At 65.6% G+C, this 24,911-nt stretch carries 21 protein-coding genes and 1 tRNA gene; 14 read left to right on the top strand and 8 right to left on the bottom strand.

Translation table 11 applies throughout. The features are described 5' to 3' along the window. Nucleotides 1-59: 59 nt before the first annotated feature. Together C493_RS07245 and C493_RS07240 are read right to left on the bottom strand one after the other, a co-directional pair. Nucleotides 60-1,067: a TIGR04024 family LLM class F420-dependent oxidoreductase gene (locus C493_RS07245; RefSeq protein WP_049889218.1), complete on the bottom strand. Its 1,008-nt coding sequence runs from the start codon at nucleotides 1,065-1,067 to the stop codon at nucleotides 60-62. A 126-nt stretch (nucleotides 1,068-1,193) separates the two neighbouring features. After that, complete coding sequence (locus tag C493_RS07240) at nucleotides 1,194-1,478, bottom strand: hypothetical protein (protein WP_007258773.1); 285 nt, start codon at nucleotides 1,476-1,478, stop codon at nucleotides 1,194-1,196. Between the two features lie 134 nt (nucleotides 1,479-1,612). On the opposite strand from C493_RS07240, the gene C493_RS07235 reads away from it, so the two are divergent. Then, nucleotides 1,613-3,001 carry an FAD-binding oxidoreductase gene (locus C493_RS07235; RefSeq protein WP_007258772.1) on the top strand — a complete coding sequence of 463 codons (1,389 nt, stop codon included), beginning with the start codon at nucleotides 1,613-1,615 and terminating at the stop codon, nucleotides 2,999-3,001. Nucleotides 3,002-3,034: 33 nt separating this feature from the next. On the opposite strand, the gene C493_RS22595 is transcribed toward C493_RS07235, so the two are convergent. Then, nucleotides 3,035-4,006, bottom strand: coding sequence for a hypothetical protein (locus C493_RS22595; RefSeq protein WP_152421116.1), 972 nt, complete (start codon nucleotides 4,004-4,006; stop codon nucleotides 3,035-3,037). Between the two features lie 168 nt (nucleotides 4,007-4,174). On the opposite strand from C493_RS22595, the gene C493_RS07230 reads away from it, so the two are divergent. Further along, the gene (locus C493_RS07230) at nucleotides 4,175-4,606 is read left to right on the top strand and encodes a hypothetical protein (RefSeq protein WP_241430885.1); all 432 of its coding nucleotides are present in this window, start codon (nucleotides 4,175-4,177) and stop codon (nucleotides 4,604-4,606) included. A gap of 47 nt (nucleotides 4,607-4,653) precedes the next feature. Here C493_RS07230 and C493_RS07225 read toward each other — a convergent pair whose 3' ends face one another. Beyond that, nucleotides 4,654-6,345 (bottom strand): thiamine pyrophosphate-binding protein, encoded by a 1,692-nt coding sequence (locus C493_RS07225; protein WP_007258770.1) that lies wholly within the window; start codon nucleotides 6,343-6,345, stop codon nucleotides 4,654-4,656. A gap of 125 nt (nucleotides 6,346-6,470) precedes the next feature. Between C493_RS07225 and C493_RS07220 the strand changes: the two genes are divergently transcribed. Continuing rightward, nucleotides 6,471-7,331, top strand: a complete 861-nt coding sequence (locus C493_RS07220) for a UbiA family prenyltransferase (protein ID WP_007258769.1) — start codon at nucleotides 6,471-6,473, stop codon at nucleotides 7,329-7,331. A gap of 67 nt (nucleotides 7,332-7,398) precedes the next feature. On the opposite strand, the gene C493_RS07215 is transcribed toward C493_RS07220, so the two are convergent. Continuing rightward, nucleotides 7,399-7,674 (bottom strand): hypothetical protein, encoded by a 276-nt coding sequence (locus C493_RS07215; RefSeq protein WP_007258768.1) that lies wholly within the window; start codon nucleotides 7,672-7,674, stop codon nucleotides 7,399-7,401. A 253-nt stretch (nucleotides 7,675-7,927) separates the two neighbouring features. Here C493_RS07215 and C493_RS07210 point away from each other — a divergent pair, with 253 nt between their 5' ends. From C493_RS07210 to gcvPB, 5 genes are all read left to right on the top strand, one after another. Then, complete coding sequence (locus C493_RS07210; protein ID WP_007258767.1) at nucleotides 7,928-8,779, top strand: sulfite exporter TauE/SafE family protein; 852 nt, start codon at nucleotides 7,928-7,930, stop codon at nucleotides 8,777-8,779. A 10-nt stretch (nucleotides 8,780-8,789) separates the two neighbouring features. Next, nucleotides 8,790-11,300: a heavy metal translocating P-type ATPase gene (locus tag C493_RS07205; RefSeq protein WP_007258766.1), complete on the top strand. Its 2,511-nt coding sequence runs from the start codon at nucleotides 8,790-8,792 to the stop codon at nucleotides 11,298-11,300. 192 nt (nucleotides 11,301-11,492) lie between these two features. Next, entirely contained in the window at nucleotides 11,493-12,830 is a 1,338-nt protein-coding gene (locus C493_RS07200) for an AI-2E family transporter (protein ID WP_007258765.1), read from the top strand. A 235-nt stretch (nucleotides 12,831-13,065) separates the two neighbouring features. Next, on the top strand, nucleotides 13,066-14,403 hold the full coding sequence (gcvPA, locus tag C493_RS07195; RefSeq protein ID WP_007258764.1) for an aminomethyl-transferring glycine dehydrogenase subunit GcvPA: 1,338 nt from the start codon (nucleotides 13,066-13,068) through the stop codon (nucleotides 14,401-14,403). Then, nucleotides 14,400-15,944: an aminomethyl-transferring glycine dehydrogenase subunit GcvPB gene (gene gcvPB / locus C493_RS07190; protein ID WP_007258763.1), complete on the top strand. Its 1,545-nt coding sequence runs from the start codon at nucleotides 14,400-14,402 to the stop codon at nucleotides 15,942-15,944. The genes gcvPA and gcvPB overlap by 4 nt, the downstream gene beginning before the upstream one ends. 45 nt (nucleotides 15,945-15,989) lie before the next feature. Here gcvPB and C493_RS07185 read toward each other — a convergent pair whose 3' ends face one another. Beyond that, the gene (locus C493_RS07185) at nucleotides 15,990-17,720 is read right to left on the bottom strand and encodes an NAD(+)/NADH kinase (RefSeq protein ID WP_007258762.1); all 1,731 of its coding nucleotides are present in this window, start codon (nucleotides 17,718-17,720) and stop codon (nucleotides 15,990-15,992) included. Between the two features lie 103 nt (nucleotides 17,721-17,823). On the opposite strand from C493_RS07185, the gene C493_RS07180 reads away from it, so the two are divergent. After that, a complete protein-coding gene (locus C493_RS07180; RefSeq protein ID WP_049889217.1) occupies nucleotides 17,824-18,264 on the top strand; it encodes a CBS domain-containing protein in 441 nt (146 codons plus the stop codon). Between the two features lie 60 nt (nucleotides 18,265-18,324). On the opposite strand, the gene C493_RS23365 is transcribed toward C493_RS07180, so the two are convergent. Further along, nucleotides 18,325-18,498, bottom strand: coding sequence for a DUF7838 family putative zinc beta-ribbon protein (locus C493_RS23365; RefSeq protein ID WP_007258760.1), 174 nt, complete (start codon nucleotides 18,496-18,498; stop codon nucleotides 18,325-18,327). A gap of 124 nt (nucleotides 18,499-18,622) precedes the next feature. Between C493_RS23365 and C493_RS07175 the strand changes: the two genes are divergently transcribed. Beyond that, nucleotides 18,623-19,156: a cob(I)yrinic acid a,c-diamide adenosyltransferase gene (locus tag C493_RS07175; protein WP_007258759.1), complete on the top strand. Its 534-nt coding sequence runs from the start codon at nucleotides 18,623-18,625 to the stop codon at nucleotides 19,154-19,156. Between the two features lie 33 nt (nucleotides 19,157-19,189). Here C493_RS07175 and C493_RS07170 read toward each other — a convergent pair whose 3' ends face one another. Then, nucleotides 19,190-21,013, bottom strand: coding sequence for an adenine deaminase C-terminal domain-containing protein (locus C493_RS07170; protein WP_007258758.1), 1,824 nt, complete (start codon nucleotides 21,011-21,013; stop codon nucleotides 19,190-19,192). A gap of 107 nt (nucleotides 21,014-21,120) precedes the next feature. Between C493_RS07170 and C493_RS07165 the strand changes: the two genes are divergently transcribed. The 4 genes from C493_RS07165 to C493_RS07150 all read left to right on the top strand — a co-directional run. Next, complete coding sequence (locus C493_RS07165; protein WP_007258757.1) at nucleotides 21,121-21,342, top strand: DUF7553 family protein; 222 nt, start codon at nucleotides 21,121-21,123, stop codon at nucleotides 21,340-21,342. Nucleotides 21,343-21,382: 40 nt separating this feature from the next. After that, nucleotides 21,383-21,457 (top strand) — tRNA-Val (locus C493_RS07160). Between the two features lie 288 nt (nucleotides 21,458-21,745). Beyond that, nucleotides 21,746-23,938 (top strand): PAS domain S-box protein, encoded by a 2,193-nt coding sequence (locus C493_RS07155; RefSeq protein ID WP_083912389.1) that lies wholly within the window; start codon nucleotides 21,746-21,748, stop codon nucleotides 23,936-23,938. 114 nt (nucleotides 23,939-24,052) lie between these two features. Further along, a partial coding sequence (locus tag C493_RS07150) for an AEC family transporter (RefSeq protein ID WP_007258755.1) occupies nucleotides 24,053-24,911 on the top strand: 859 nt, incomplete at its 3' end.

Raw genomic sequence — 24,911 nt, 5'->3', positions numbered from 1 at the left:
CCACAGTTAGTATCCGGGAGAGCTGTGCCACCGGGTGTTCAGTCCGTTACTGACAATTACTAGATTATTTCGGCGATCGCTTCCATCGTCGTCTCCTTTTCGTCCTCGGTCATCTCGTTGACGAAGCCGATACGGACCGCGTCGACGCCCTCGGTGTCCGCGTACTCCTCGACCCACTCCCGGACCTCCTCGGGCGTCCCCGCGGGGGCGAGTTCGTCGAGCAGTTCGTCGGGCAGCGCGGCGGCCATCGCGTCCGTGTCGCGGTCCTGCCAGGCGGCGCGGACGTCCTCGACCACGTCGGCGTAGCCCTGCTCGGCGACCGAATTCCCGTAGTAGGGGCCGTAGGCGCCGAGCATAAACGCGAGCGTCCCGCGAGCCTTCGCGCGTGCGGCCTCGCGGTCCTCGCTTGCGATCCCGCGGACGATCGGCGCCACGCGCAGGTCGTCGAGGTCCTTGTCGCCGAGTTCCGCGCCGCGCTCGAGATCCTCGAGTCGTTCCTCGAGGCCGTCGTTCGTGAACAGTTGCGGGGCCCAGCCGTCGCCGAAGCGGCCGGCCATCTCGGTGGCCTTCGGGCCGAGCGTGCCGAGGTCGATCGGCGGCGGGCTCTCGGGAACTTCGCGCTCGTAGTTGAGCCCGGCGATGTCGAAGATCTCGCCCTCGTAGGCGGGGGTGCCCTCCTCGTAGACGGCGCGAACGATTTCGATCGTCTCGCGGGTCCGCCGCAGCGGGCGGTCGAACTCCTCGCCGTGCCAGCGCTCGGTGATCGCGGGCGAACTCGGCCCGAGTCCGAAGCGGAACCGGCCTCCGGAGGCGTCGTGCATCGTGAGCGCGGTCTGGGCGAGCATCGCCGGCGACCGTCCGTACGGCGAGATGACGTCGTTCGAGATGCCGAGTTCGTCGGTGCGATCCGCGGCCAGCGTCAGCGGCGGGACGATGTTCCACCCGGTCGTCTCGCCGACTGTGAGCCGGTCGAAGCCGAGTTCCTCGGCCTGGACGGCGCGCTCGGCGACGTCCTGTGGCCGCTCGTAGTCGTTGAGCCGGATCAGCAGGTCCAGTTCGGCGTTCATCGTGATCCCCTCCACGTCGTTCGAACCGATCGCACGTTTGCCATCATCAATCATGGCGATAGCCGCCGATATAAATATCAGTGTTTCCGATAGCTGGGCGGCGGGGCCGGAGACGGCCTGCCAGTTCTACGCGTCGCCGTCGAGGATCGCCTCACAACACGCTTTCGCGGCCTCGAGGTGGTCGTCAGCCTCGTCGTGGCCCGTTTCGTCGACCTCCGAGAGCAGCCGTTGTACCTTCCGGACGCGGTCGACGACGACCTCGCGCTCGAGGTCGTGGCTCGCCGCGTCGCGGGCGATGGCCTCGGCTTCGCCGAGCCAGCGGTTCGCCTGGCGATCGATCGGGAGTTCGGCGGTTGCCTCGAGGTGGTCGTGAAGCCGCCGGGTCCGCGCCTCGAGCGAATCGTCGGTCATGGAGGGTGCTACGGACTCGAGAACCGTGACGGTTACTGGCAGAACGCGACGTCGCCCTCGACGTAACGGGACGTCCCGAGGCGGAAACCGAGACGGTGGAAAACGTTGATACGTATCGTGAATAACGTGATCGTATGGCACACGACTGCGCGTTTCTCGAGGACCTCGATCTCGCGGACGACCAACGCTCGTTCGCGGCGGGGAGCCGCGAATCACACGCCGCCGACTGGGGAGCCGAGCGAAAGGGGCGGGGCGTCGTTCCAGACGCCGTCGTCTGGCCCGAATCGACGGCGGACGTCTCGGCGGTGCTCGCGGCCGCGACCGACCACGGCGTTCCCGTGACGCCCTTCGCGGCCGGCACGGGGCTCGAGGGGACCGCCGTCCCCGCCGAAAAGGGGATCAGCATGGACCTGACGCGGATGGACGACGTCCTCGAGTACCGACCCGACGACTTCCAGATCGACGTCGGGCCGGGGATCATCGGCGCCGACGTCGACGAGTACGTGGCCGACGACGGTCTCTTTTTCCCGCCGCTGCCCTCCTCGGGCGACATCTCGACGATCGGCGGGATGATCGCGACCGACGCCAGCGGGATGGGAACGGTTCGGTACGGCGAGATCGCCGACTGGGTGCTCGGCCTCGAGGCCGTCCTCGCCGACGGGACCGTCATTGAGACCGGCTCGCGGGCGATCAAGACCTCGAGCGGCTACAACCTGACCGAGATCCTGATCGGCAGCGAGGGAACGCTCGCGGTCGTCACCCGGGCGACGCTCGAGTTGGCGGGTCGACCGGAACAGATCCGCGGCGGACGGGCCATCTTCGAGACGCTGGACGACGCGACCGAAGCCGTCTTCGACGCCGTGCGGACGGACCTCGACGTCGCCAAGATCGAGGTCGTCGACGGGCTGAGCGCCCGGATGGCGAACGCGTACACGGGCAGCGACCTGCCAGACGCGCCGATGGTCTTTCTCGAGTTTCACGCCAACCACGGCGTCGACGAGGAGATCGACCTCTGTCGAACCATCTTCGAGGACCACGACGTGCTCCGGTTCGAGATGAGCGCCGACGACGACGAGATGGAATCGCTCTGGCGGGCCCGTCGAGAGTTGGCCTACGCGGTCACGAACTACGATCCCGGCCTCGAGCCCCTCCAGCCCGGCGACGTGACGGTCCCGATCAGCAACTATCCGGAGATCGTCCACGAGGCAAAGCGACTCGAGGACGAACACGACGTGCTCGTCCCCTGTTTCGGCCACGCCGGTGACGGCAACCTCCACTACAGCGTGCTCGTCGATCCGGACGATCCGGACCACGTCGAGCGCGGCGAAGCACTGTACAAGGAAATCGTCGAGCGGGCGATGGCGATCGGCGGCACCTCGACGGGCGAGCACGGGATCGGACAGGGGAAACGGGAGTATCTCGAGGCCGAGCACGGTCCGGGCGCGGTCGACGCGATGCGACGGATCAAGCGGGCGCTGGATCCGACGGGGACGCTGAATCCGGGGAAGATTTTCCTCGAATAGAGATAATATAAATAATATATTTAAGTATATGATCTAATAAGTTCGGGTTTTTGGGACATAACGCCGAGTCATATTGAGTTCTTCACCGTTAATATCTACTGTTCTATCAACTTCCTCAACATGATATGATGTTAGTTCATCCCTTGAAAGACTTGATGAAGAAGGTGGTGCAACAATTGAGAGATCAAACTCATGAGTGTGAGAGTTGTCATCCCAGTCATCATCATCATGGGGTGTTTCTGTCCAGACTGTTGATTGGGTAGTTCCTGAGATTAATTGTCCAGGATCTTCATCTTCAATGACAAACCTAACTGTACAGTCTGCCTTAGAGCCTCCGCTACCCATAGTTCCCCCCTCTGCAGGGGCCCAGCGGAAATCATAACCTGCACTGCTACTATGATCTTCTAAGAGTGCGTCAACTATTTCATAGTAGTCTAGTGCATCTCCAATCACAGGCGCAGCGCCAAATGCCGCTTGCAAAACTTCCGCAACTTTCTCTTCGTCTGCATCAATATCGTCTGCATCCTCATTCTCTACGAATGAAGTACCGAGCCACGTCTCTTCATTATTACTATTCCCTGCACTTGGAAGTAACACACGACCAACACCATCAAAGTCAAAATTAGATATATTGACTCCTAAACCCTCGATATATGGTGCGTGACCAGCATCTTCTGGCCCATCATCAAGATATTTATTCCACCGACCAAATTCAGCTCGGGAACTGATCTCAAAAACATGTCTTGCAAAATCTTCAGTGAAAGTTTCACTAACAACATGGTCAACATTACAACAATGGTGTCCTTTATAGCTGTAAAGAGAGGGATTGACGTAACACGTTCCTTCCCATGTATCTACTTCAGAAGTTGGTGGTGAAACAGGGCCGCTACCGCCGCCACATAATATTTGGGCGTTATCCTGACATGGCATTACGGTTCCACTAGCAGATCCTTTGCCAATTACCGATAGCCCACCGAGAAGGCCAATTGATACACTCTGCAGCATCGTCCGCCTGGAATGTTTTCGAGTCACAAATTTAACTAAATCATAGAAGTATTTATAATCATCTAATATAACTAGGCATATAGCATTTAACATTGTTAACTTTATATGTGATTTAACTTTCCAAACAAGCGATAAAGTATTTATTTATGGGTCTGTAACTATAATATGATGGACGAAGTATCCCGCCGAACTGCCCTCCAAATACTTTCCGGGGGCGTGCTCTTGACATCAGGTGGCTGCCTCGACCGAGTCCGCGAAACGGACGACGAGGCAGCGGACTCGGTCCGACTGTGTCAGGCGATGGTTTTCAACGACGACGAGACCGAGACGCACCACGTTCGACTGCGGCTTCGCGAGGGCGACGACCAACTGTACGACGAGGAAGCAGACCTCGAGCCACACGAGTGGCTAACGGTGGAAGCGGCCGACGTGGATCCGGCCGAGGGCGCGTTCACCTTCGAAGTTCGACTGAACGGCGCAGGGTGGCACGAGATGGACATGACGAAGATTCGGTCCGATCCGGTGGCTGCGACCGCGCTCGTCACCGGTGACGATTCGATCGTGTTCCTGGAATCGAGCGACGGAAACATCGAGTGCTAACTGGGAGTCGACGGCCGCGGCCCTGAACCGCCTCGAGCGACCCCGCCTCAGTCGTGTACTAACACGTCCAGTACGTCCGTGCCCTCCGTGGCGAGCGCCTCCTCGAGCGTCCCCTCGATCTCGTCGGGCGTCTCGACGAGGTGGCCGCGCGCGCCGTGGCTCTCGGCGTTTTTGACGAGGTCGACGGCGGGCTCGAAGTCCATGCCGACGAACTCGTGGTCGGCCTCCTCGCCGCCGAGGAGGTCGAGGGTGTTGTTCTTCAGGATGCGGTAGTTGCGGTTGTCCGAGATGACGACCGTCAGGTCGACGTCGTGGCGGGCCGCGCTGTAGATGGAGTGGGGGTAGTAGAGGTAGGAGCCGTCGCCGATGAAGCCGACGACGTCGCGCGGGTCGTCGCGCTGGCCTTCGGCGACCGCTGCGCCGACCGACGCCGGGAGGCCGTAGCCGAGGCCGCCGCCCTTGTTCGAGATGTACTGTTCGGGCGCCAAGTTCCAGCGGGTCAGCATGGCGTACTTCGAGGTGATTCCCTCGTCGACGATGTAGGCGTCGCCGGCCACCCGCTCCATCGCGTCGACCAGTTCGGCCTTCGAAGAGCGCGGATCGTCCTCGGCGTCGCCCTCGCCCATGCCGGCCATCCTGGCGTCGACCATCTCCTTGATCGCGGCGACGTCCTCGAGTCGCCCCTCGACGGTCTCCGACGAGACGGCGCCCTGAACGCGCTCGAGGAGCTCCTGGAGCACGAGCCCGGGGTCGCCGACGATTGCCGCGTCCGCGGGCTGGTTCTTCCCGACCTGCCAGTCGTCGTCGCTGACGTGGATGCAGGTCGTGTCGGGGTCGACCAGCGCCTCCTCGTGGCGAGTCAGCGTCGTGTTGGTCGAACAGCCGATAAAGGCGACCGTGTCGGTGTCCATGAGCATCGACGCCAGGTTCTCGTTCGGCGGGATGTAGGAGACCCACTGGTCGTGGTCCGTCGGGAAGTTGATCTCGCTCGAGAGGATCTCGCCGTGGACGCGCGCGCCGGTCGCCTCCGCCAGTTCGACGGCCGCGGTGACGGCGTCGACGCCCGAGCGCGAGACGTGGTCGCCGACGACGAGCACCGGGCTGTCGGCCTCGGCGAGCAGGTTCGCTGCGTGCTCGAGCTGTGCGGGATCACCGCTGCCGGCGTTCGGAATCGATCCCAGCCGCTCGGGTTCGGCGTCGGTCTCCTCCAGCATGACGTCGAGCGGCAACCCGAGGAAGACGGGGCCGGTCGGCGGCGTCATCGCGACGCGGAACGCTCGCCGGAGCATCGTCGGGAGGGCCTCGACGTCTAACACCTCGTCGGACCACTTGCAGAACTGGTCGGCCATCTCGACGAGGTCGCCCGACAGGATGGGCTCCTCGTGGCGGAAGTCGGTGCTGTGGTTGCCCGCGGTGACGACCAGCGGCGCGCCGGTGATCTTGGCCGCGTAGAGGTTTCCGAGGCCGTGGGCCAGCCCCGGCGCGATGTGGAGGTTCGCCACGCCGACGGGGGTGATCGAATCGTCGTGGTGCGAGTGATACCGTCGCGTCTGGGCGTAGCCCGAAGCCATCCCCACCGCGATGTCCTCGTGGAGTCCGAGCACGTACTCGAGGTCGCTCTCGCCGATCGCTTCCATGATCGGGAGTTCGGTCGTCCCCGGGTTGCCGAAGACGTAGTCGACGCCGTAGCTCTCGAGTGCGTCCGTAAAGAGATCCGCCCCAGTGTAGCCGTCTGCCATGGTCGCTCGTGGCACGGGATGATACATCAAACTGTGTGTTTCGGCGGTTCGCGAGTCGTTGAGGCCGCGCCGGCGAGCGACGTGCCGGCACGGGTATTATGCCGTCGTTCGTTGTCGCTCGAGCCATGGCTCTCGCGAGCGGGGAGACGGGTCGTGGAGCGACGCTACGAGCGTACTGGTCGCAGGTCCATCCGGTCTTTATGACGCCGCCGCTGGCCGCCGGCCTGTTCGGGGCGATCCTCGCCGACTCCGTCGCCGTCTCGCTCGCCGCGCTCCACCTCGTCGCGATCTTCGCCGCGGTGTACACCGCCCACCTCAAGGACGGCTACGTCGACTTCCACGTCCGCGGCGAGGACGACGCCCACCCGTTGACCGAGCGGGGGTGTCGGCTCGGGCTCGCGCTCTCGACGGCCGCGTTCGCGCTGTGTACCCTCCTGCTGTGGTTGCTCGTCGACTGGGTCGCTGCCGCGCTCACCGCGCCGACGTGGGTGATCGCCTACCACCACGCGCCACAGCTCGATACGAACCCGATCACGGCGACGACGGGCTATCCGCTCGGCATCGCGCTCTCGCTCCTCGGCGGGTTCTACGTCCAGGCGGGAACCATCGCCCCCGTCGCGCTCGGGTTCGCCCTCGTCTTCCTCGTGCTCCTCTCGGGCATCAAGGTCATCGACGACGCACAGGACTACGACTACGACCGCTCGATCGACAAGCGAACCGTCGCCGTCGCGCTGGGGCCGCGGCGGGCGCACGCCGTCGCCTACGGGCTCATGGTCACCGCGCTGCTCGTCGTCGTCGGCTTCGCCGCCGCTCGAGTCTTTCCCCCGACGACGGTGCTCGCGGCGCTCGCGTTCGCCGTCGTGGCGGCGCTCGCGCGCCGTGCGGGTCCCGAAATCGCGACGATGTTACTCGTTCGCGGCTCCTACGTCTTCCTGGCCGTGCTCGTCTTCGCGGTCTGGTTCGAACCGCTGGCAGCGCTCAGTTGAGACGGGAAGACGGAAACCGAGAAGCAGTTCGAGTTCGCGTTCGCGTTCGCGTTCACCGTCCGGCTCGTCACACCGCGAGGTCGACGTAGCCGAGTTGCCAGGCCGCGAGTAGCAACAGCCACGAGATAACGCTCACGAGCCCCAGGCCGGCAAAGAGCAGGCCGAACCACGACCGCTGCATCACGTTTTTCAGCTTGAATCCGCTGTAGGCCGCCACGAGACCGAGGACGGGGAGCACGAACAGCGAGAGCACCGTCGTGATGATCGCCGACCACAGGTGGATCGCGTGGGTATCGTGGGCCTGGTTGATGTCTTCCATCAGCGTCCGCGTTTGGTTTGCCATCGTTCGCTCGAGGGTTGGCAGTCGACGCTATTAAACTGACTGGTCAGTCAGCACGGTTGCGGTCGGTTAGCAGACCACTCGCCGTCCTCGAGAAGAAACGAACATCATCGGGGAGTATCACCCGTACCGCCCCGATCGAGTGTGTACGACCCTCGAATGGTGGACCGCGAGCGAAACGCACTACCTTGTTCGATTGCTACGTCGAGTAACGGACGCGTCATCCGGCGCTCGCGTACCAGTTCAGTTACAAGCTATGGACCTGTTCACACTCCTCGGCGTCGACGTCGCCCTGTTCCTGGTCATCGGCCTGCTCGCCGGCGCCCACTGCATCGGCATGTGCGGCCCGCTGGTAACCGTCTACGCGAGTCGTATGACCGACGGGCGCGGGGCCAGAACGGACGGCGGCGCCGAAACTGAATCCGGCGTCGACACGCGCGCCTCGAGCGACCGTCGCTCGAGTCACCTCACGACCTACGAGGTGCGCCAGCACGCGCTCTTCAACCTCGGGCGGACGGCGAGTTACACGCTTCTCGGTGCCTTCTTCGGCGCCCTGGGTGGCTTGCTGTTCGTCACGACCGAGCAGCTGACCTCGTTCGTCGACGTCGCTCGCGGCGGGATCGGGATCGTTATCGGCGCCTTCGTCATCGCGACAGGCGTCTACTACGCGCTGGGTCGGACGACCGGCGGCATTCATCTGCCCGGCCTTGAGCGACTCACCGGCTGGCTCACCGCGCGCGTCGACCGGCTCGCGAACGGGCCGGGAATAATGGGCCTCGGCGCGTTACACGGCCTGCTTCCCTGCCCGATACTCTACCCGGCGTTTCTCTACGCGTTTGCGACGGGATCGCCGACCAGCGGCGCCGTCGCGCTGGCCGCGCTGGGAATCGGGACGGTGCCCGCTGTCTTCGCCTACGGGACCGTCATCGACGCGGTCGACGTCGCCCACCGGCGGCGGATCCACCGACTGCTCGGCGTCGCCTTCATCGTCCTGGGGTACGTCCTGCTCACCCACGGACTCATGAGCTTCGGAATCCATCTGCCCCACCCCGAACTGCCGTTCTACGACGGCATCGACGCGCCGGGCGGCGGCGGTCACGATCACTGACTGATCACCAATGTCGAGTCACTCCACCTGCACGCTGTGTGAACTGCCCGTCGAAGAGAGCGGCGTCACGGCCGACGGCGAGGCCTTCTGCTGTACGGGCTGTCGCGAGGTGTACGACGCACTCGGCGACATCGAGTCCGTCGACGCCGACGACGTCCGCGAGGCCCGCGACCGGTCGACCGGGGACGTCGACGAGGACCGAACCGTTCCCGACGGTCACGAGACGACGTTCCTCGAGGTCGACGGCATGTACTGTGCCACCTGCGAGGCGTTCATCGAGTCGGTCGCGGGCGAGGCCAACGGCGTGAGCCACGTGAGCTCGAGCTACGTCACGGATACGGTTCGAATCGATCACGATCCAGACGTCGCGTCGATCGAGGATCTGAAAGGCGAGATCAGCCAGCTCGGATACAGCGCCTACGACCGCGAGGACGCGATCAGCCGTCGTCGAGCCGACAACTGGGAGACCGGACGGATCGCGGTCGGCGTGCTCATGGGGATGATGGTGATGCTCCAGTACGTCGTCATCATCTACCCGACCTACTTCGACGGCGCGTTCTACGACGAGCGAACGGCGGAGTTCTTCTCGGAGGCCCTCGCGAGCGACATCGCGACGCCTTTCTTCCTCGGGATCGGCGCGCTCACGACGATCATCCTGGGCGTCACCGGCAAGCCAATCCTGCAAGGCGCCTACGTCGCGGTAAAGACGCGGTCGCCGAACATGGACCTGCTGGTGACGATCGCGGCCGTCAGCGCGTGGCTCTACAGCACGCTCGCGATCGCCGTCGCCGACGAGCCCCACCTCTACTACGACGTCACCGTCGCGATCATCGTCATCGTCTCCGTCGGCGGCTACTACGAGTCCGAGATCAAGCGCAAGGCGACCGAGCGGCTCTCGGACCTGACGGCCGTACAGGTCGACGAGGCGCGCCGACTCGGACCGAGCGGCGACACCGAGGACGTTGCCGTCGACGACCTCGAGGCCGGCGACCGCGTCGCGGTCCGGACCGGCGAGCGCATCCCCATCGACGGCACGGTCGTCGATGGCGAGGCCGCGGTCGACGAGGCGGTCGTCACCGGCGAGTCCCTGCCGGTCACCAAAGTCGACGGCGACGACGTCGTCGGCGGTTCGACGGTCTCCGACGGCGCGCTGACGATCCGTGTCGGCGAGGACGCCACGAGCACGCTCGACCGCATCAGCGAACTCGTCTGGGACCTCCAGAGCGGGACCCACGGCATCCAGAAGCTCGCGGACAAGCTGGCGACGATCTTCGTCCCGCTCGTGCTCGTGCTCGCGACCGTCGTCACGTTCCTCTATCTCGTCGTCGGAACCGGCCTCGGCGAGTCGTTGCTCATCGGGCTGACCGTCCTGATCGTCTCCTGTCCCTGCGCGCTCGGGCTGGCGACGCCGCTGGCCGTCGCCGCCGGGATCCGCGACGCCCTCGAGCGATCGATCGTCGTCTTCGACGACAGCGTCTTCGAGCGCATCCGCGACGCCGACACCGTCGTCTTCGACAAGACGGGGACGCTGACGACCGGCGACATGACGGTCGTCGACGCCGACTGCGACGACGGGCTGCTCGAGCAGGCGGCGACGCTCGAGCGTCGCTCCTCGCACCCGGTCGGCGAAGCGATCGCGGCTGCCGGGGCCGAAACCGCAGTAGGGACCGGGCAGGAACAGCCAGCGACCGACGGCGGCGCGGTTCCCGGTCCCGGTGCGGGCGTTGACGCCGGCGCCGAGACTGCAGCCGACGACGCCGACGACGCGCCCGCGGCCGACGACCGCGTCGAAAACTTCGAGAGTCACCGAAACGGCGTCTCGGGCGTCGTCGACGGCGACGACGTTCTCGTCGGCCACCCCGACCTGTTCCGCGACCGCGGCTGGACGGTCCCCGAGGACGTCCTCGAGACGGTCCGAGAGCACCGCGAGACCGGCCGCGTTCCGGTCGCCGTCGGCCGCGACGGCCGCGCGTCGGGCGTGATCGTCGTCGGCGACGACCTCCGCGAGGGGTGGGACGAGACGCTGACCGCGATCGGCGAGACCGACACCGAGATCGTCGTCCTCACCGGCGACGACGCCCGCGCGGCGAGTCAGTTCCGCGACCACGACGCCATCGACCGAGTCTTCGCGGGCGTCCCGCCGGAGGGGAAAGCGGAAACGGTCGACCGACTTCGGCAGACGGGCCGAACGGTTATGATCGGCGACGGGACCAACGACGCGCCCGCGCTGGCGGCCGCGGACCTCGGCATCGCGCTTGGCGGCGGGACGGCGATGGCCGCCGACGCGGCCGACGTCGCCCTCGTCGACGACGACCTCTCGTCGGTCGACACCGTCTTCGAACTCGCCCGCGCGACCGATCGCCGCGTCAAGGGCAACATCGGCTGGGCGTTCTGTTACAACGGCATCGCGATCCCGCTCGCCGTCACGGGCCTGCTCAACCCCCTGTTCGCCGCCGTCGCGATGGGACTGAGCAGCCTGCTCGTCGTCACCAACTCCTCGAGGGCGCTGCTCAAGGACTGAGACGGATTGCTGTACCGATGTCCCGGCGCAACTGCGACCCGGGCGGCGGTTGCGCCGGAACTGACGGACAGGAAACCGTATGACACACTGACGTGCCAGCGGTCGACAACGCGGGCCACGCTGCCGTCGCGTCGTCTCCGTCTGTGAGTGCTAGCAACGCAGTAATTTGTCAGGCCCGCATACCCACACGCGATGGCCGATGGAATCGATACGCCGGGGTGGCTCTCGAACCGCGTCGGGCTGACGGTGCTCGCGGTCGTCGCCGTGTCGCTAGCGGCACTCATCCTCCTGCCGTACTTGCAGTACGTCCTCCTCGGCGTCGTCCTCGCGTACATTCTCATGCCGGCCCAGCGGCGCCTCGAGCCGGTCGTCGGCTCGATGGTGTCGGCGCTCATCCTCGTCGGCGTCGCGATTCTCGCGATCCTGTTGCCGGTCGCGTACCTCCTCGTGGTCGCGCTTCGGGAAGCGCTCCAGGTGATCACGGCCGTCCAGGAGGGAACCATCGGCGTGGCCGACATCGAGTCGCGCCTCGAGGTGATCGATCCGGACATCGAACTCGCCGATCTTTACGAAGCGTATCAGGAGCCGATCGGGACGACCTTACAGGAGCTGGCGACGACCGGGATCGAAATCGTAAGCGGGCTTCCGGGGATTCTCATCGGGCTGACGGTGACGGTGTTCGTGCTCTTTGCGCTGTTGCGCGACGGCGATCAACTCGTCGCGTGGTGTCGGCGCGTGTTACCCATCGACGACGAGATTCAGCGGGAGCTTCTGGCCGAACTGGATCAGCTCATGTGGGCCTCCGTGGTCGGCAACGTCGCCGTCGCGGCTATTCAGGCGATCGCACTCGGCGTCGGTCTCGCCGCACTCGGCGTTCCGACCGTCGTCTTGCTCACGGTCCTGACGTTCGTCTTCGCGCTCTTGCCGCTGATCGGCGCCTTCGGCGTCTGGGTTCCCGTCACGATCTATCTCCTCGTCGTCGGAGACTTCATCGCCGCCGCGGCGCTCATCGCCTACGGCTCGATCGTCAGCGCCTCGGACACCTACCTCCGACCGGCGCTCATCGGCCGAACGAGCGCCTTCAACTCCGCGATCATCGTCGTCGGTATCTTCGGCGGCCTCGTCGTCTTCGGCGCCGTCGGCCTCTTTATCGGCCCGGTTATCCTCGGCGGGGCGAAGGTCACGCTCGACGCCTTCGCTCGGGAGCGAAACGGAGCGATCGAGCCCGGCGAAGACGCCGAAGAGCCGGCCGTCGACACCGATTCCGAAACCGGCGTTCGTGAGGACGCGGAGCCCTCGACGGCGGACTCGAGCGATGGTGCTCGAGACGCGCCGGCCGACTCCGACGCCGAACGGACGCGGGCGGCTGACTCGAATCGGACGGCGGGCCCGGATCGAGCGACCGACGCCGACCTCGAGTCGGGAAGCGACGCCGGCAGCGAGACGGATACGGATTCCAGTTCCGATGCCGGTACCGAATCCGATGCCGATGCCAGCACCGACACCGAGTCCGACGGCCGCGACGACTGAGACGGTCTGCTGTAACGATTTACCGGAGCGACCACGCGCCCTCCTGCGGTCGCTCCGTCAATGACTTACAGCAGTCCGTATGAGACGGTCCGCTGTACCGAGTTACCGGCCGGCCCGGAAGGGGTGCGTTCATTAGTCCGTGACCGTTATAGCCGGATATCATGTCTCGGATCGATTCCCGCCGTTCGCGCGGGAGGAGATGGACGGTACGGTTCGGTCGGGACCACGACTACCAATGAACGGGTCAGACGCCACGGGGAGTCCGTACGCTCCCCACACGGACGCAGAACAGTCGCGGATGCTCGAGTCGATCGGCGCCGAGTCGGTCGAGGCGCTGTTCGACATTCCCGACGCCGTCGAGTTCGACGGGGAGTTCGGTATCGACGCCCGATCGGAGCGGGAGACGCGGCGACTCGTCCGATCGGTGCTGGGTCGCAACGACGACCTGACGGAACTGCTCGGCCGCGGTCACTACGGCTACTACGTGCCCTCGCTGGTCGACCACCTCGCCGACCGCTCGGAGTTTCTCACCTCCTACACGCAGTACCAGCCCGAGGTGTCACAGGGCTTCCTGCAGGCGCTGTTCGAGTACCAGTCGCTGCTGGTCGAACTGACGGGTCTCGAGGTCGCCAACTGCTCGATGTACGACGCTGCGACGGCGCTCGGCGAGGCCGCCACGCTGGCCGAACGCGTCCGCGATACGAGCGGCCACCGCGTGCTCGTCCCGGACCTCGTACTCGAGGGCCGGCGCTCGACGCTCGAAAACTACGTCGCCGGCACCGACCTCGCGGTCGAAACGTACCCGACCGACGACGCCAACGTCGACCTCGCGGCGCTCGAGGAACGGGTCGACGAGGACGTCGTCATGGTCTACGCGGAGAACCCGACGGTTCGAGGAACGGTCGAGGAGGGCCTCGAGTCGGTCGGTGACCTCGCGGCCGACCACGAGGCGCTGTTCGTTCTCGGCTCGGACCCGATCGCGCTCTCCGTGCTCCAGCGGCCCGCGGACGTCGGCGCCGACGTCGTCGTCGGCGACGCGAGCGTCCTGGGGCTGCCGACGAGCTACGGGATGGGCCTCGGGCTGTTCGCCTGTCGCGAGGACTACCTCCGACAGGTGCCCGGCCGTCTCGTCGGCGCCAGCGAGGACGCGACCGACCGGCGGGCGTACACCCTCACCTTACAGACCCGCGAGCAACACATCCGCCGCGAACGAGCGACGAGTAACATCTGTACGAATCAGGCCTGGGTCGCCCTGCGGACCGCGATGCACGCGGCCTCCCTGGGGCCGAGCGGGATGGTCGACCTCGCGAACCGCGGCGTCACCCGCGCCCGCGACCTCGCCGAGCGGGTCGACGACCTCGTCGGCGTCACAGCGCCGGTCCACGACCGACACCACCTTCGGGAGTTCGTCGTCCGCGTCGACCAGCCCGCACGGGCGATCGCTGACGACCTCGAGCGGCGCGGCTTCGCGGTCCACGTCGTCGGCGAGCACCAGATTCAACTCTGCGTGGCCGGCGTGAGCGACGACCGAATCGACGCGTTCGTCGCCGCGCTCGAGGAGGTGGTCCGATGAGCGACGACCGAGAGGACCTCGAGGACGCACGCGACGACGAGCAGGTCCGTTACGATCAGGCGCGCTACGTCGAGGACGGCCAGTACGAGCCGCTGCTGTCGGAGAAGGACCTGACGCGGGTCGAGATCGGCGGACGCGACGGCGAGTCGAGCGGCGACGCGGACGATGCCGCGACCGACTCCCCGCTTCCCGACGACCTCACGCGGGACGCCCTCGAGTTACCCGAACTTTCGGAGCCCGAACTGGCCCGCCACTACACGCGCCTCTCCCAGATGATCTACGGAATCGACAGTGGCCCCTACCCGCTTGGCTCGTGTACGATGAAGTACAATCCCAAGTTCACCGAGGACGTGGCCGCGCTCTCGTCGGCGGCCGTCCACCCCGACCGCTCCGAGCGGTCGGTTCAGGGCACCCTCGAACTCCTCTATCGACTGCAGGACTACCTCGGGCGGATCGGCGGCATGGACGCCGTCACGCTCCAGCCCCCTGCCGGTGCGGCCGGCGAGTTCGTCGGCATTCGCGTCGCCGCGGCCTACCACGAACACGAAGGTGAGGGCCACCGCGACGAGGTTATCGTCCCCGAGAGCGCCCACGGAACCAACTTCGCGACGGCCGCGCTCGGCGGCTACGACGTCGTCTCGCTGCCGAGCGACGACGACGGCCGGGTCGATCTCGAGGCGCTCGAGGCCGCCCTCTCCGAGAACACGGCCGCACTCATGCTGACGAACCCGAACACGCTCGGCCTCTTCGAGCGCGACATCGAGGAGATCGCCGAACTGGTCCACGACGCGGGCGGGCTGTTATATTACGACGGGGCGAACCTGAACGCCCTGCTCGGCCGCGCCCGGCCCGGCGACATGGGTTTCGACGTGATGCACTACAACGTCCACAAGACGTTCGCGACGCCCCACGGGGGCGGCGGCCCCGGCGCGGGCCCGGTCGGCGTCGTCGAGGAACTGGCGCCGTTCCTGCCGGCGCCTCGCGTACGGGAGGCGACGGACGCGGACGGCTCGAGCGGGACGGAGACGAGCTACGAACTGTTCGACCCCGAACACACGATCGGGACGGTCCACGGCTACCAGGGCAACTGGCTCGTCCTAATCAAGGCCTTCGCTTACATCGCCCGCCTCGGCGACGAGGGACTCGCGGACGCCAGCGCGAAGGCGGTGCTCAACGCGAACTACCTCGCGAGTCGGATCGAGTACGAGGTGCCCTACGAGCCGTTCCACCACGAGTTCGTCGCCAGCGCGGGCGACCAGGACGCTGCCGACGTCGCAAAGCGGATGCTCGATTACGGCGTCCACCCGCCGACGACCAAGTGGCCCGAGATCGTCTCCGAGGCGCTGATGACCGAACCCACCGAGGTCGAGAGCCGAGAGACGCTCGACCGACTCGCCGCGGCGTTCAACGCCGTCGCCGAGGAGGACGACGAGACGCTCGAGGCCGCGCCCGATCGGACCACGGCGCGGCGGATCGACCAGACCAGCGCCGCGCGAAGCCCGCGGCTCTCCTGGCACGCGCTCGCGGACCGCGACGAGTAGCCCAATCCCGACGCCGACGGTTCGTTTTCGCCGCAACTACGCCCCCTACGCCTCGCCTTCGCTTTGCGTAAGCGCCGGCACGCCGTCTTCCATGTGCTCGAGCAGCGCCGGGTGTAACGGGCCGTTCGAGCCGAGGAGGGCCGTTCGGCCGTCCGTCTCGAGTGAAAAGCAGAACGCCTCGCCGGCCTCGTCGGTGATCCGCGCGCCGGCCTCGCGGGCGATGACGAGGCCGGCGGCGATGTCCCAGGGGTAGGTGTCGTGCTCCCAGACGGCGTCGGCGCTGCCGCTGGCGAGGTAACAGAGGTTGAGCGCTGCCGAGCCGAGGCGGCGGACGCCGCGTGACTCCTGATAGAAGTGCGAGAGGAAGGTGCCGTCGGGGTCGTAGCCGGAGATGAGCATGCTCTCGTCTAAGGCGTCGCGGTCGGTCGTCTCGATCGGATCGCCGTCGCGCCAGGCGCCGCCGTCGGCGATGCCCGTGAACAGTTCGTCGGTTTCCGGAACGTAGACGACGCCGAGTACCGGCTCGCCGGTTTCGATGAGCGCGATCGAGATCGAGTAGTTCGGGTTGCCGTGGGCGAAGTTCCCGGTTCCGTCCAGCGGATCGATCACCCACGTGTAGTCGCTGTCGGTGCCTCGCTGACGGGTGCTCTCCTCCGAAAAGAGGTTGTGGTTGGGGAACTCGTTGCGGACGACGGTCGTGATGATCCGGTCAGCCTGGTGGTCGGCCTCGGTGACGATATCGGACTTGTCGGTCTTGTGGTGGACCGATTCGACTTGCCCGTGAAGCTCTCGCAGCGGCTCGCCGGCGGCTTGCGCCGCCTCGGTGGCGACGGTGAGCGCGCGCTCGACGAAACCCGTACTCTCTCCCGTCGTTCCCGACCGCGTTGGAGAGCGGTTCTCGAGGCGTTTTTCGTCCGGAACCTCGGCGTCGCGGACGTCCCAGCCGAGTTTCTTCGTGATCGCGGTGAAGAAGTGGTCGTCGTAGCTGGTCCGGACGACGTGGGCGAGCTGGTCGGCACCGGTAACGGCGATTTCGTCGTCCGCCGTCAGGATGGTGTGAGCCCGGCCCCCGTCGACGAGCAGACTGGCCTGTCCCTGCGTGACGATCCGCAGCTCCGTCTCGGGCGAGACGACGATCGGCCTGACACCGAGTTTGTGCGTGTGCAGCGGGACGATCTGGAGCGTGTGGTTGTTGACGGGATAGTGGACCGGCCCGCTCGCCGACAGCGAGATGCCCGTCGAGCCGGTGGGCGTCGAGACGGCCAGTCCGGTTCCCTCGAACTCGCCGACGTACTCCTCGTCCGCGTAGACATCGAGTCTCGTCACCTTCCGGTCGATGGGGTTCTCCGGGGGCACCTGCTGGATCATGACGTCGTTGATCCCGGTCGCGTCCACGCCCGGCGCGTCGACGTGGATTTGCTGGCGACTGTCGACGGCGGCCCGTCCGCGCAGCGTCTCGTCGAGGGCGTCGGCCAGATCCTCCGGCTCGACTCGAGCGAGAAACGCGAGCGTGCCCGTATTGACGCCCAGCTGCGGGATGTTCCGGGGAGAAAACGTCTTGATCCCCTCGAGGAAGGTCCCGTCGCCGCCGAGCGTCACGCCGAGGGTCGCCCGGTTCTCGTCGTAGACGTCGCCGATATCGTCGCCGACGTCGACCGTCGAGAGATCCATCCCCCGCTCGTCGGTCCACTCGGCGAGTCGGGCGAGTGTCTCGTCGCTGTCGGGACTCACGATCGCGATGAGCTCGTCGGTCGTCGCCAGTCTCCGCCCTTGCATACGTACATCCTCTCCCGCATCGAGCAATAAATCGTTGGACACTCGCGACCCGACGACGCACCTCGAGGACAGCCACTATGGTCCCGGCGGTCGGACGGTTCGTATGGCAGTCATCGACATCACGCGCGAAACGGTCGTCACCGCCGATCCGGAGACGACACTCGCCGAACTCGTCGACACGATGCAGTCGAACCGCGTCGGAAGCGTCGTCGTTACCGAGGACGGGGAACCAGTCGGGCTCGTCTCCGACCGCGACCTCGCGTTTGCGGTCCTCGGGGGAACCGACGTCACGAGCGAGACGCCGGTCGAGACGATCGTCTCGGAGCCGCTAGTGACCGTCGACGCCGAGACGGGCCTCTACGAACTGCTCGGACAAATGTCCGAAAGGGGGGTCCGCCGCGTCCCCGTCGTCGAGGACGGCGAACTCGCCGGGATCGTCTCGCTGTCGGATATCGTCGTCCTGCTGGGAATGGAACTCCAGCAGGTCGCGAACATCATCCGATCGGTGTCGCCGGCCTACGAACAGTCCGCGATCGACTACTGAACGCGGTCGGTCCCGGTGGAGAACTCGAGGCAATCGGTCGAAACGGACGAGCAGCGAAAATCAGGCGCTCGAGTCGACGGCCGTTCCGTTGTCGCCGATTCGAACGAAGCCGTAGTCGCAGTCCGGGCAGTGCCACTTGACCTTCTCGCCGAGGTGGAGCGTCGTGCTCGCAGCGCGGTAGAACGTCTTCTCCCCGCCGCAGTTCGGACACTCGTGATCGAGTTCCATCGTCATGCGCGGGTGTTGGGCGGGCCGCGTGTTTAACGTACCGATCACGGCGACTACCTCGAGTGCAGCCCGACTGACGACGAGCGCACGCTCGCCAGAGATTAAGTACTCGCCGTCCGTCGACTCGAGTATGTCGATTTACACCGGTCGCGGCGACGACGGCCAGACCGACCTGCGGGACATGAGCCGCGTCTCGAAAACGAGCGAGCGCATCGAAGCCTACGGCACCGTCGACGAACTCAACGCCCTGATCGGGACGATCCGGCCGACGGGTCACGACGACGTCGACGCACAACTGCGCGAGGTCCAGAACCACCTCCACGTCGTGCAAGCCGACTTCGCGAACCCCGACCCCGACGAGGACGACCCCGCGATCCGCGCCGAGCACGTCGAGACGATCGAAGACTGGATCGACGCGTACGACGACGAACTCGAGCCGCTGACCTCGTTTATCCTGCCGACGGGCAGCGACCACGGCGCTCAGTTGCACCACGCTCGAACGGTCTGTCGGCGAGCCGAACGGCGTGCGGTCGCGCTCGCCCGCGAGGAGGAGATCAACGAACTCGCCGTCCAGTACCTGAACCGGCTTTCGGACGGCCTGTTCACGCTCGGTCGCGTCGTCAACGCCCGCGAGGGCGAGCCGGAAGAATCGCCCAGCTACTGATCGGCGGCTACGGTCGCAGCGCTGTTTTCGCGACTACGTCTCCGACTCGGAGTCGGACTCGACATCGGCGGCCCCGGCCTCCGTCTCGGGGTCGAGGCCGACGACCTGCTGCCCGAGCACGTCGGCGTACCCCGACGGCGTGAGCTTCAGCGCCGGCACGCCCGGGAACGTCAGCGTTTCGAGGGTCACGAGCGGATCGTCGATCTCGACGCCGCCCCTGCGAAGCGCGTCCTCGAGGGCCTCGTACCCGTCCGCAACGTCCTCGAGCGGCGCGTTGGAGGCGACGCCGGCGACCGGCAGTTCGAGGTCGGCGACGACGTCACCGTCTCGAGCGACGGCGAACCCGCCGTTTAGCTCGGCGACGCGCCGAGCCGCGACGACCGCGTCCGCCGGATCGGCGGCGACGGTCGTCAGCCCGATTCGCTCCCAGGTCGCACTCGTCGCGACGGCGCCGGACTCGAGGCCGAACCCGGTGAGGAAGCCGGTGAAGCCGCGGTCGGTGGCCGGCGTCCGATCGAGCAGCGTCGCCGTGAGCACGTCGGCGTTCGGATCGGGACCGAGTCGATCGCCCGCGGCGCCGCCTGCCACCGCATCGCCCTCGACGGTCGTCACCGCGGGTTCCGCGACCGTTTCCGTCGTCACGAGCCCCGAACCGACCGCCAGCGCGCGGACGACGCCGTCGGGCGCGGCCGACGCCGGCGCGGTAAATCGGTCCTCGCCGACGCCGTCGTCGATCGAGACCATCTCGGTGACGTAGTCCGGATAGGGATCGGTCGAGGGCGCGACGGTCGCCGAGCCGTCGGCGACGACGACCTCGCCGTTCGCGACGACCGTCTCGACGCCCATCGACTCGAGATCGTCGACGACCAGCAGATCCGCATAAGCGCCGGCGGCGATCCGCCCTCGGCCCTCGAGGCCGAACTGTTCGGCCGGATTGCGCGTCGCGGCGTCGATCGCGTCCTGTGCCGGGATCCCGAGTTCGATCGCTCGAGCGACGACGTCGGCCATCCCGACCCCCTCGAGCAGTTCGTCGGGGTCGATGCCGTCGGTCGACAGCGAGACGCTCGCCGGGTCGAGGTCGGGCGCGGCCGCCGCGAGCGCCGGGAGGTCGTCGCGGTTCGACCCGCAGCGGCCGACGACGTGAACGCCGGCCGCGGCCCGCTCGCGCATTCCCTCGGCGGCGATCGCCTCGTGGTCGTTGTCCACCACCGTCGCGAACGCTCGCAACGAGTCGCCCCGGCAGCCCGCGCCGTGGCCGACGACCACGCCGCCGCTGTCGTGTGCGGCGTCGACGAGTTTCGAGAGCGGCGGCTCGTGACCAACGACGTGGATCCAGTCGATCTCGCCGACGCCGATCACGCGGTCGCGCTCGAGCAGGTCGGCACAGTCCTCGAGGGCGTCCGCGTCGCCGCGCGGCGGCTCGAAGGTGTCGACGAACGGCTGTGGCGGCACGGCGAGATACGTCGTTACGGGACTCCCGGCGGTGCGCTCGAGGGTCGTCTCGACGCCGCGGGCGCCGAAGTGAAGCCCGAGGCCGGACGTCTCGGTGACGATCGACGTCGTCCCGCTCTCGAGGGTCCCCGGAACGGCGCGTTCCGGAGTCACCTTGAGATCCGCGTGCGTGTGGGCGTCGATCAACCCCGGCAGGACGTACCGACCGCTCGCGTCGATAACCGTGGTCTCGGGGCCGACGACGGCGTCGGCGTCGTCGAGCAGCGCTGCGATGCGATCGCCGACGACCGCGACGTCTCGCTCGAGGACCGCTCGCCTGTTCGACCCGTAGACCGATCCGCCCGTAACGACCAGATCGGCGGTCGCCTCGTCTCGCTCGAGGGCGACCGGCTGCAACTCGTTCATACCCGTGAGACGATCCCCCAGGGACGTATGTCGTCCGGTCTTCGATTCGGCTCTGTCGCCCACAAAAGGGCTATAATACCCGGGCGCCACCCTCCCTACGTCTCACCATGAACAAACACTTCGACGACGCCCGATACTACCTGAAACGCGCCGGTGAACACGCGAAGCTCGGCCTCGAGGAGACCGCCGCCCCCTACGCGACTCGCGTGCGTTCGCTGGTCGGTCGCAACCCCGAACCGACCCGCCTCGAACTCGTCCGTGGCCGCGCCCGATCCGTCGCCGGCAGCGCTCGAGCGTCGCTCGCTCGAGGGACGTCCGACGACCGCTGAAAGGAAGTCTTAAGTCGGACGGACTGATACAACCCCCTGCGGGTTGGTGATCTAGTCCGGTTATGATACCTCCTTCACACGGAGGAAGTCGGCAGTTCAAATCTGCCCCAACCCACTAATTTTGCTGCGAGCAAACCGCGAGCAGCAAATTCGTTACGTTGGGCAGATTTGAACGAGACCGAGGTTCTGCGAGCGAAGCGAGCAGGTTCTCGGGCGTGGTTCAAATCTGTCCCAACCCACTCCTTATTTCGTTCGAAAGAATCCACCGACCTCGTGAATCGCCTCGGGTCAAGCCTCGGGGCATTCTCCTAGGTCTTCTGTAAAGACTAGTATAGGCCACAGACCGTCGGGAAAGGGCCATGCTATTCAAGAGTCTCTACTTCCCAACTACTAGCCGTTCAGTATGAGTCCGAATCCCCCCTCTCTTACTGCGTCTCTGTTATCTCGTTCGAAAACTATCGATATCCTCCACCTCGAGGACGATCAACGGTTTGCAGATCTCGTCGCGACGTACCTCGAGCGAGAACGTGACCACTTTGCCGTACATACCGAAACGGATCCGCAAGACGCGCTCACTACACTCCGGGACAGTGACACCGCGTTCGACTGCATCGTAAGCGACTACGACATGCCCGAATCGAACGGCCTCGAGGTCCTCCAACGCGTCCGAGAGAACCATCCCGATCTCCCGTTTGTCCTCTTTACCGGGAAAGGATCCGAGGAGATAGCGAGTGAAGCGATCACTGCGGGCGTCACGGAGTACCTCCAGAAGGGGGGCGGCACCGAACAGTATCAGGTACTCGCGAACCGCATCCAGAATGCCGTCGAACACTACTGGGCCGAACGCTACCTCGACCGCGGCCTCGAAGCGATCGAAACCGCTCACGACGGGATCGCTATCCTGAGCAACGATGGGGAGATCGAGTATCTGAACTCGGCGTACGCGGAACTACTCGGCTACGAGCGTGACGAACTCGTCGGGGCCCACTGGGAGACGCTCTACCGTGATGCGGACGTCGACGAGATCTACGACGTATTGCTACCCGCTGCCAGGGACGGCCGCTGGCACGGCCAGACGTCGTTCGTCCGGAAAGATAGAACCGTGATCGACCTCGAGCACACGCTCTCGTACACGGACGACGGCTCGCTCATCTGTACGCTTTCGAAACCGACCACCGACGACACCGTGGAAACGGAGCTGTCGGTGAGAGAGCGAGCGATGAACGAAGCGCCCGTCGGCATCACCCTCACCGACCCGCACGCCGAGGATAACCCGATCATCTATGCGAACGACGAGTTCACCAGCATCTCCGGCTACGAGAGGGACGAGGTCCTCGGGCGGAACTGCCGGTTTCTCCAGGGCGAGCAAACGCGCGACGAACCAGTCGCCAACCTTCGGGCCGCGGTCGAAAACAGGGAGTCTGTCACCGTCGAACTCCGGAACTACCGCGCGGACGGCACCGAATTCTGGAACCGCGTTCGCATCGCCCCGCTCTTCGACGACAACGGCGATATCGAGTATTTCGTCGGCTTTCAGGATGATGTAACGAAAAAGAAAACTCACGAAGAGCAGTTACGGTCACAGGCTGCACGACTCGAGGCACTCTTCGAACACTCGCCGGATATGATCGCGATCCACGATGCCAACGGCGTCATCTGCGACGTCAACGGGCGGATGTGCACCAAACTCGGCTATACGGAGGACGAAATTATCGGGAAAACCGTCTGGGAACTCGACGCGGCTGCCGACCCGGACCGAGCGCGATCGTTCTGGGAGAGCTTGCCGACGAACGTCCCACAGCGATTCGAAGGGGAACTCAAACGAGCGGACGGAACGACTGTGCCCGTCGAGATTCACCTTATCCGCCTCGCGCTAGACGGCAAAGATCGGTTCGTGGCGATGGATCGCGACATCACCGAACAGAAAAAGCGACAGACGGAACTCGTCGAGCAGAACGAACGGCTGGATCACTTTACGCGCATCGTCAGCCACGACCTCCGAAACCCGATCCAACTCGCACAGGGGAGACTCGAGTTACTGCAGGCGGAGTGTGACAGCGATCACATCGCGGATATCGAGAACGCGCTCGACCGCATGGAGGCGCTCACCGAAGATCTGCTCACGCTCGCGCGAGTCGGGACTGCTGCAATGGAGATCGAAGCGGTGGCACTCGACGAAATTCTTCGCGAGTGTTGGGGGACGGTGGCGACAAAAGACGCAACACTCGCCGTCGAAACGGATCGGACGATTGCGACCGACCGGGACCAACTCAAACAGCTATTCGAGAATCTGTTCCGGAACGCAATCGAACACGCCGGCGAGACCGTCACGGTGACGGTCGGCGAAACAGCCGACGGATTCTATGTCGAGGACGACGGTCCGGGGATTCCAGAATCAGCGTCCGACGAGATTTTCGAGGCCGGCTACACGACGGCGGAGAACGGAACCGGATTCGGGCTCAACATCGTCTCCCGCGTTGTAGATGCACACGACTGGACAGTTGCGATTACGGAGGGGGCCGAGGGCGGCGCTCGATTCGAAATCAGTCTTCAGAACGGAGAATGTGAACGGGGCTCGTCTCCGACCGAGTGTTAGCTTAATCCATTTTGCTATGTATGCGTTCGCATACTGCCGGCTCGCTCTTGCTACGTCCTCACATCTCATTCCGCAACCGAACGCTAAAAGCGCCCGAACCGACTCGAGACCGCTATGGAAGTGCTCGGCCGGCTGCTGGCGTTGCTCGTGGTCCTCCTGGCGGGGGCGGGGCTGCGAGCGTCGGGAATCCTCGACGCCGGCCGGACGGCGCGGCTGAACGCCGTCGCCTACTACGTCGCGTTGCCGGCGCTGATCTTCGTCTCGACGTACGACCAGGCGATCGGCGAGTTGCTGTCGGTGACGCTGGTCGGCGGCCTGCTGTTCGTCCTGTTTACGACGGCGGCGCTGGCCTGGCTGGTCCACCGGCGCCGGGAGTCGGTCGGACAGCGGAGTGTGGCCGTCGTCCAGTCGTATCACTCGAACCTGGGCTATCTCGGCCTCCCGCTGGTCGCGGCGACGTTCGGACCGGAGGTGACCGCGATCGCGAGCGTCGTCCTCGGGGTCATCACGCTGACGCAGTTGCCGTTGACGATCCTCGTGCTCTCGACGCTCAACGGGGCCGACGCCGCGATCGGGGACGAACTGCGCGGGCTGGCGAAAAATCCGGTTCTCCTGGCGTTGATCGCCGGCCTCGGAGTCGGCTCGAGCGGCGTGGCAGTTCCCGGCACCGTCGCGGTCGGCCTCGACGTCGTCGGCTCGTTCGCGCTGCCGCTGGCCCTGCCCTGTGTGGGTGCCTCGCTCGAGATCGACCCCCTGTCGATCGATTTCGGCGCGACGGGGTCGGTCGTCGGGTTGAAAATCGTCTGTATGCCCGCGCTCGCGTGGGCGGTGTTCTCGGCGCTGTCGGTCGACGCGGCGACGTTTACCGCGACGGTCGTCATGCTCGGGACGCCGACGGCCGTCTCGACGTACGTCTTCGCGGCCAAACTCCAGGGCGACGAGGAGTTCGCCTCGCTGAACGTCTTCGCGACGA

The sequence above is a fragment of the Natronolimnohabitans innermongolicus JCM 12255 genome, assembly GCF_000337215.1.
In the GTDB taxonomy this organism is placed as follows: Archaea; Halobacteriota; Halobacteria; order Halobacteriales; family Natrialbaceae; genus Natronolimnohabitans; species Natronolimnohabitans innermongolicus.
This window is presented reverse-complemented; position numbering and strand designations above follow the sequence as displayed.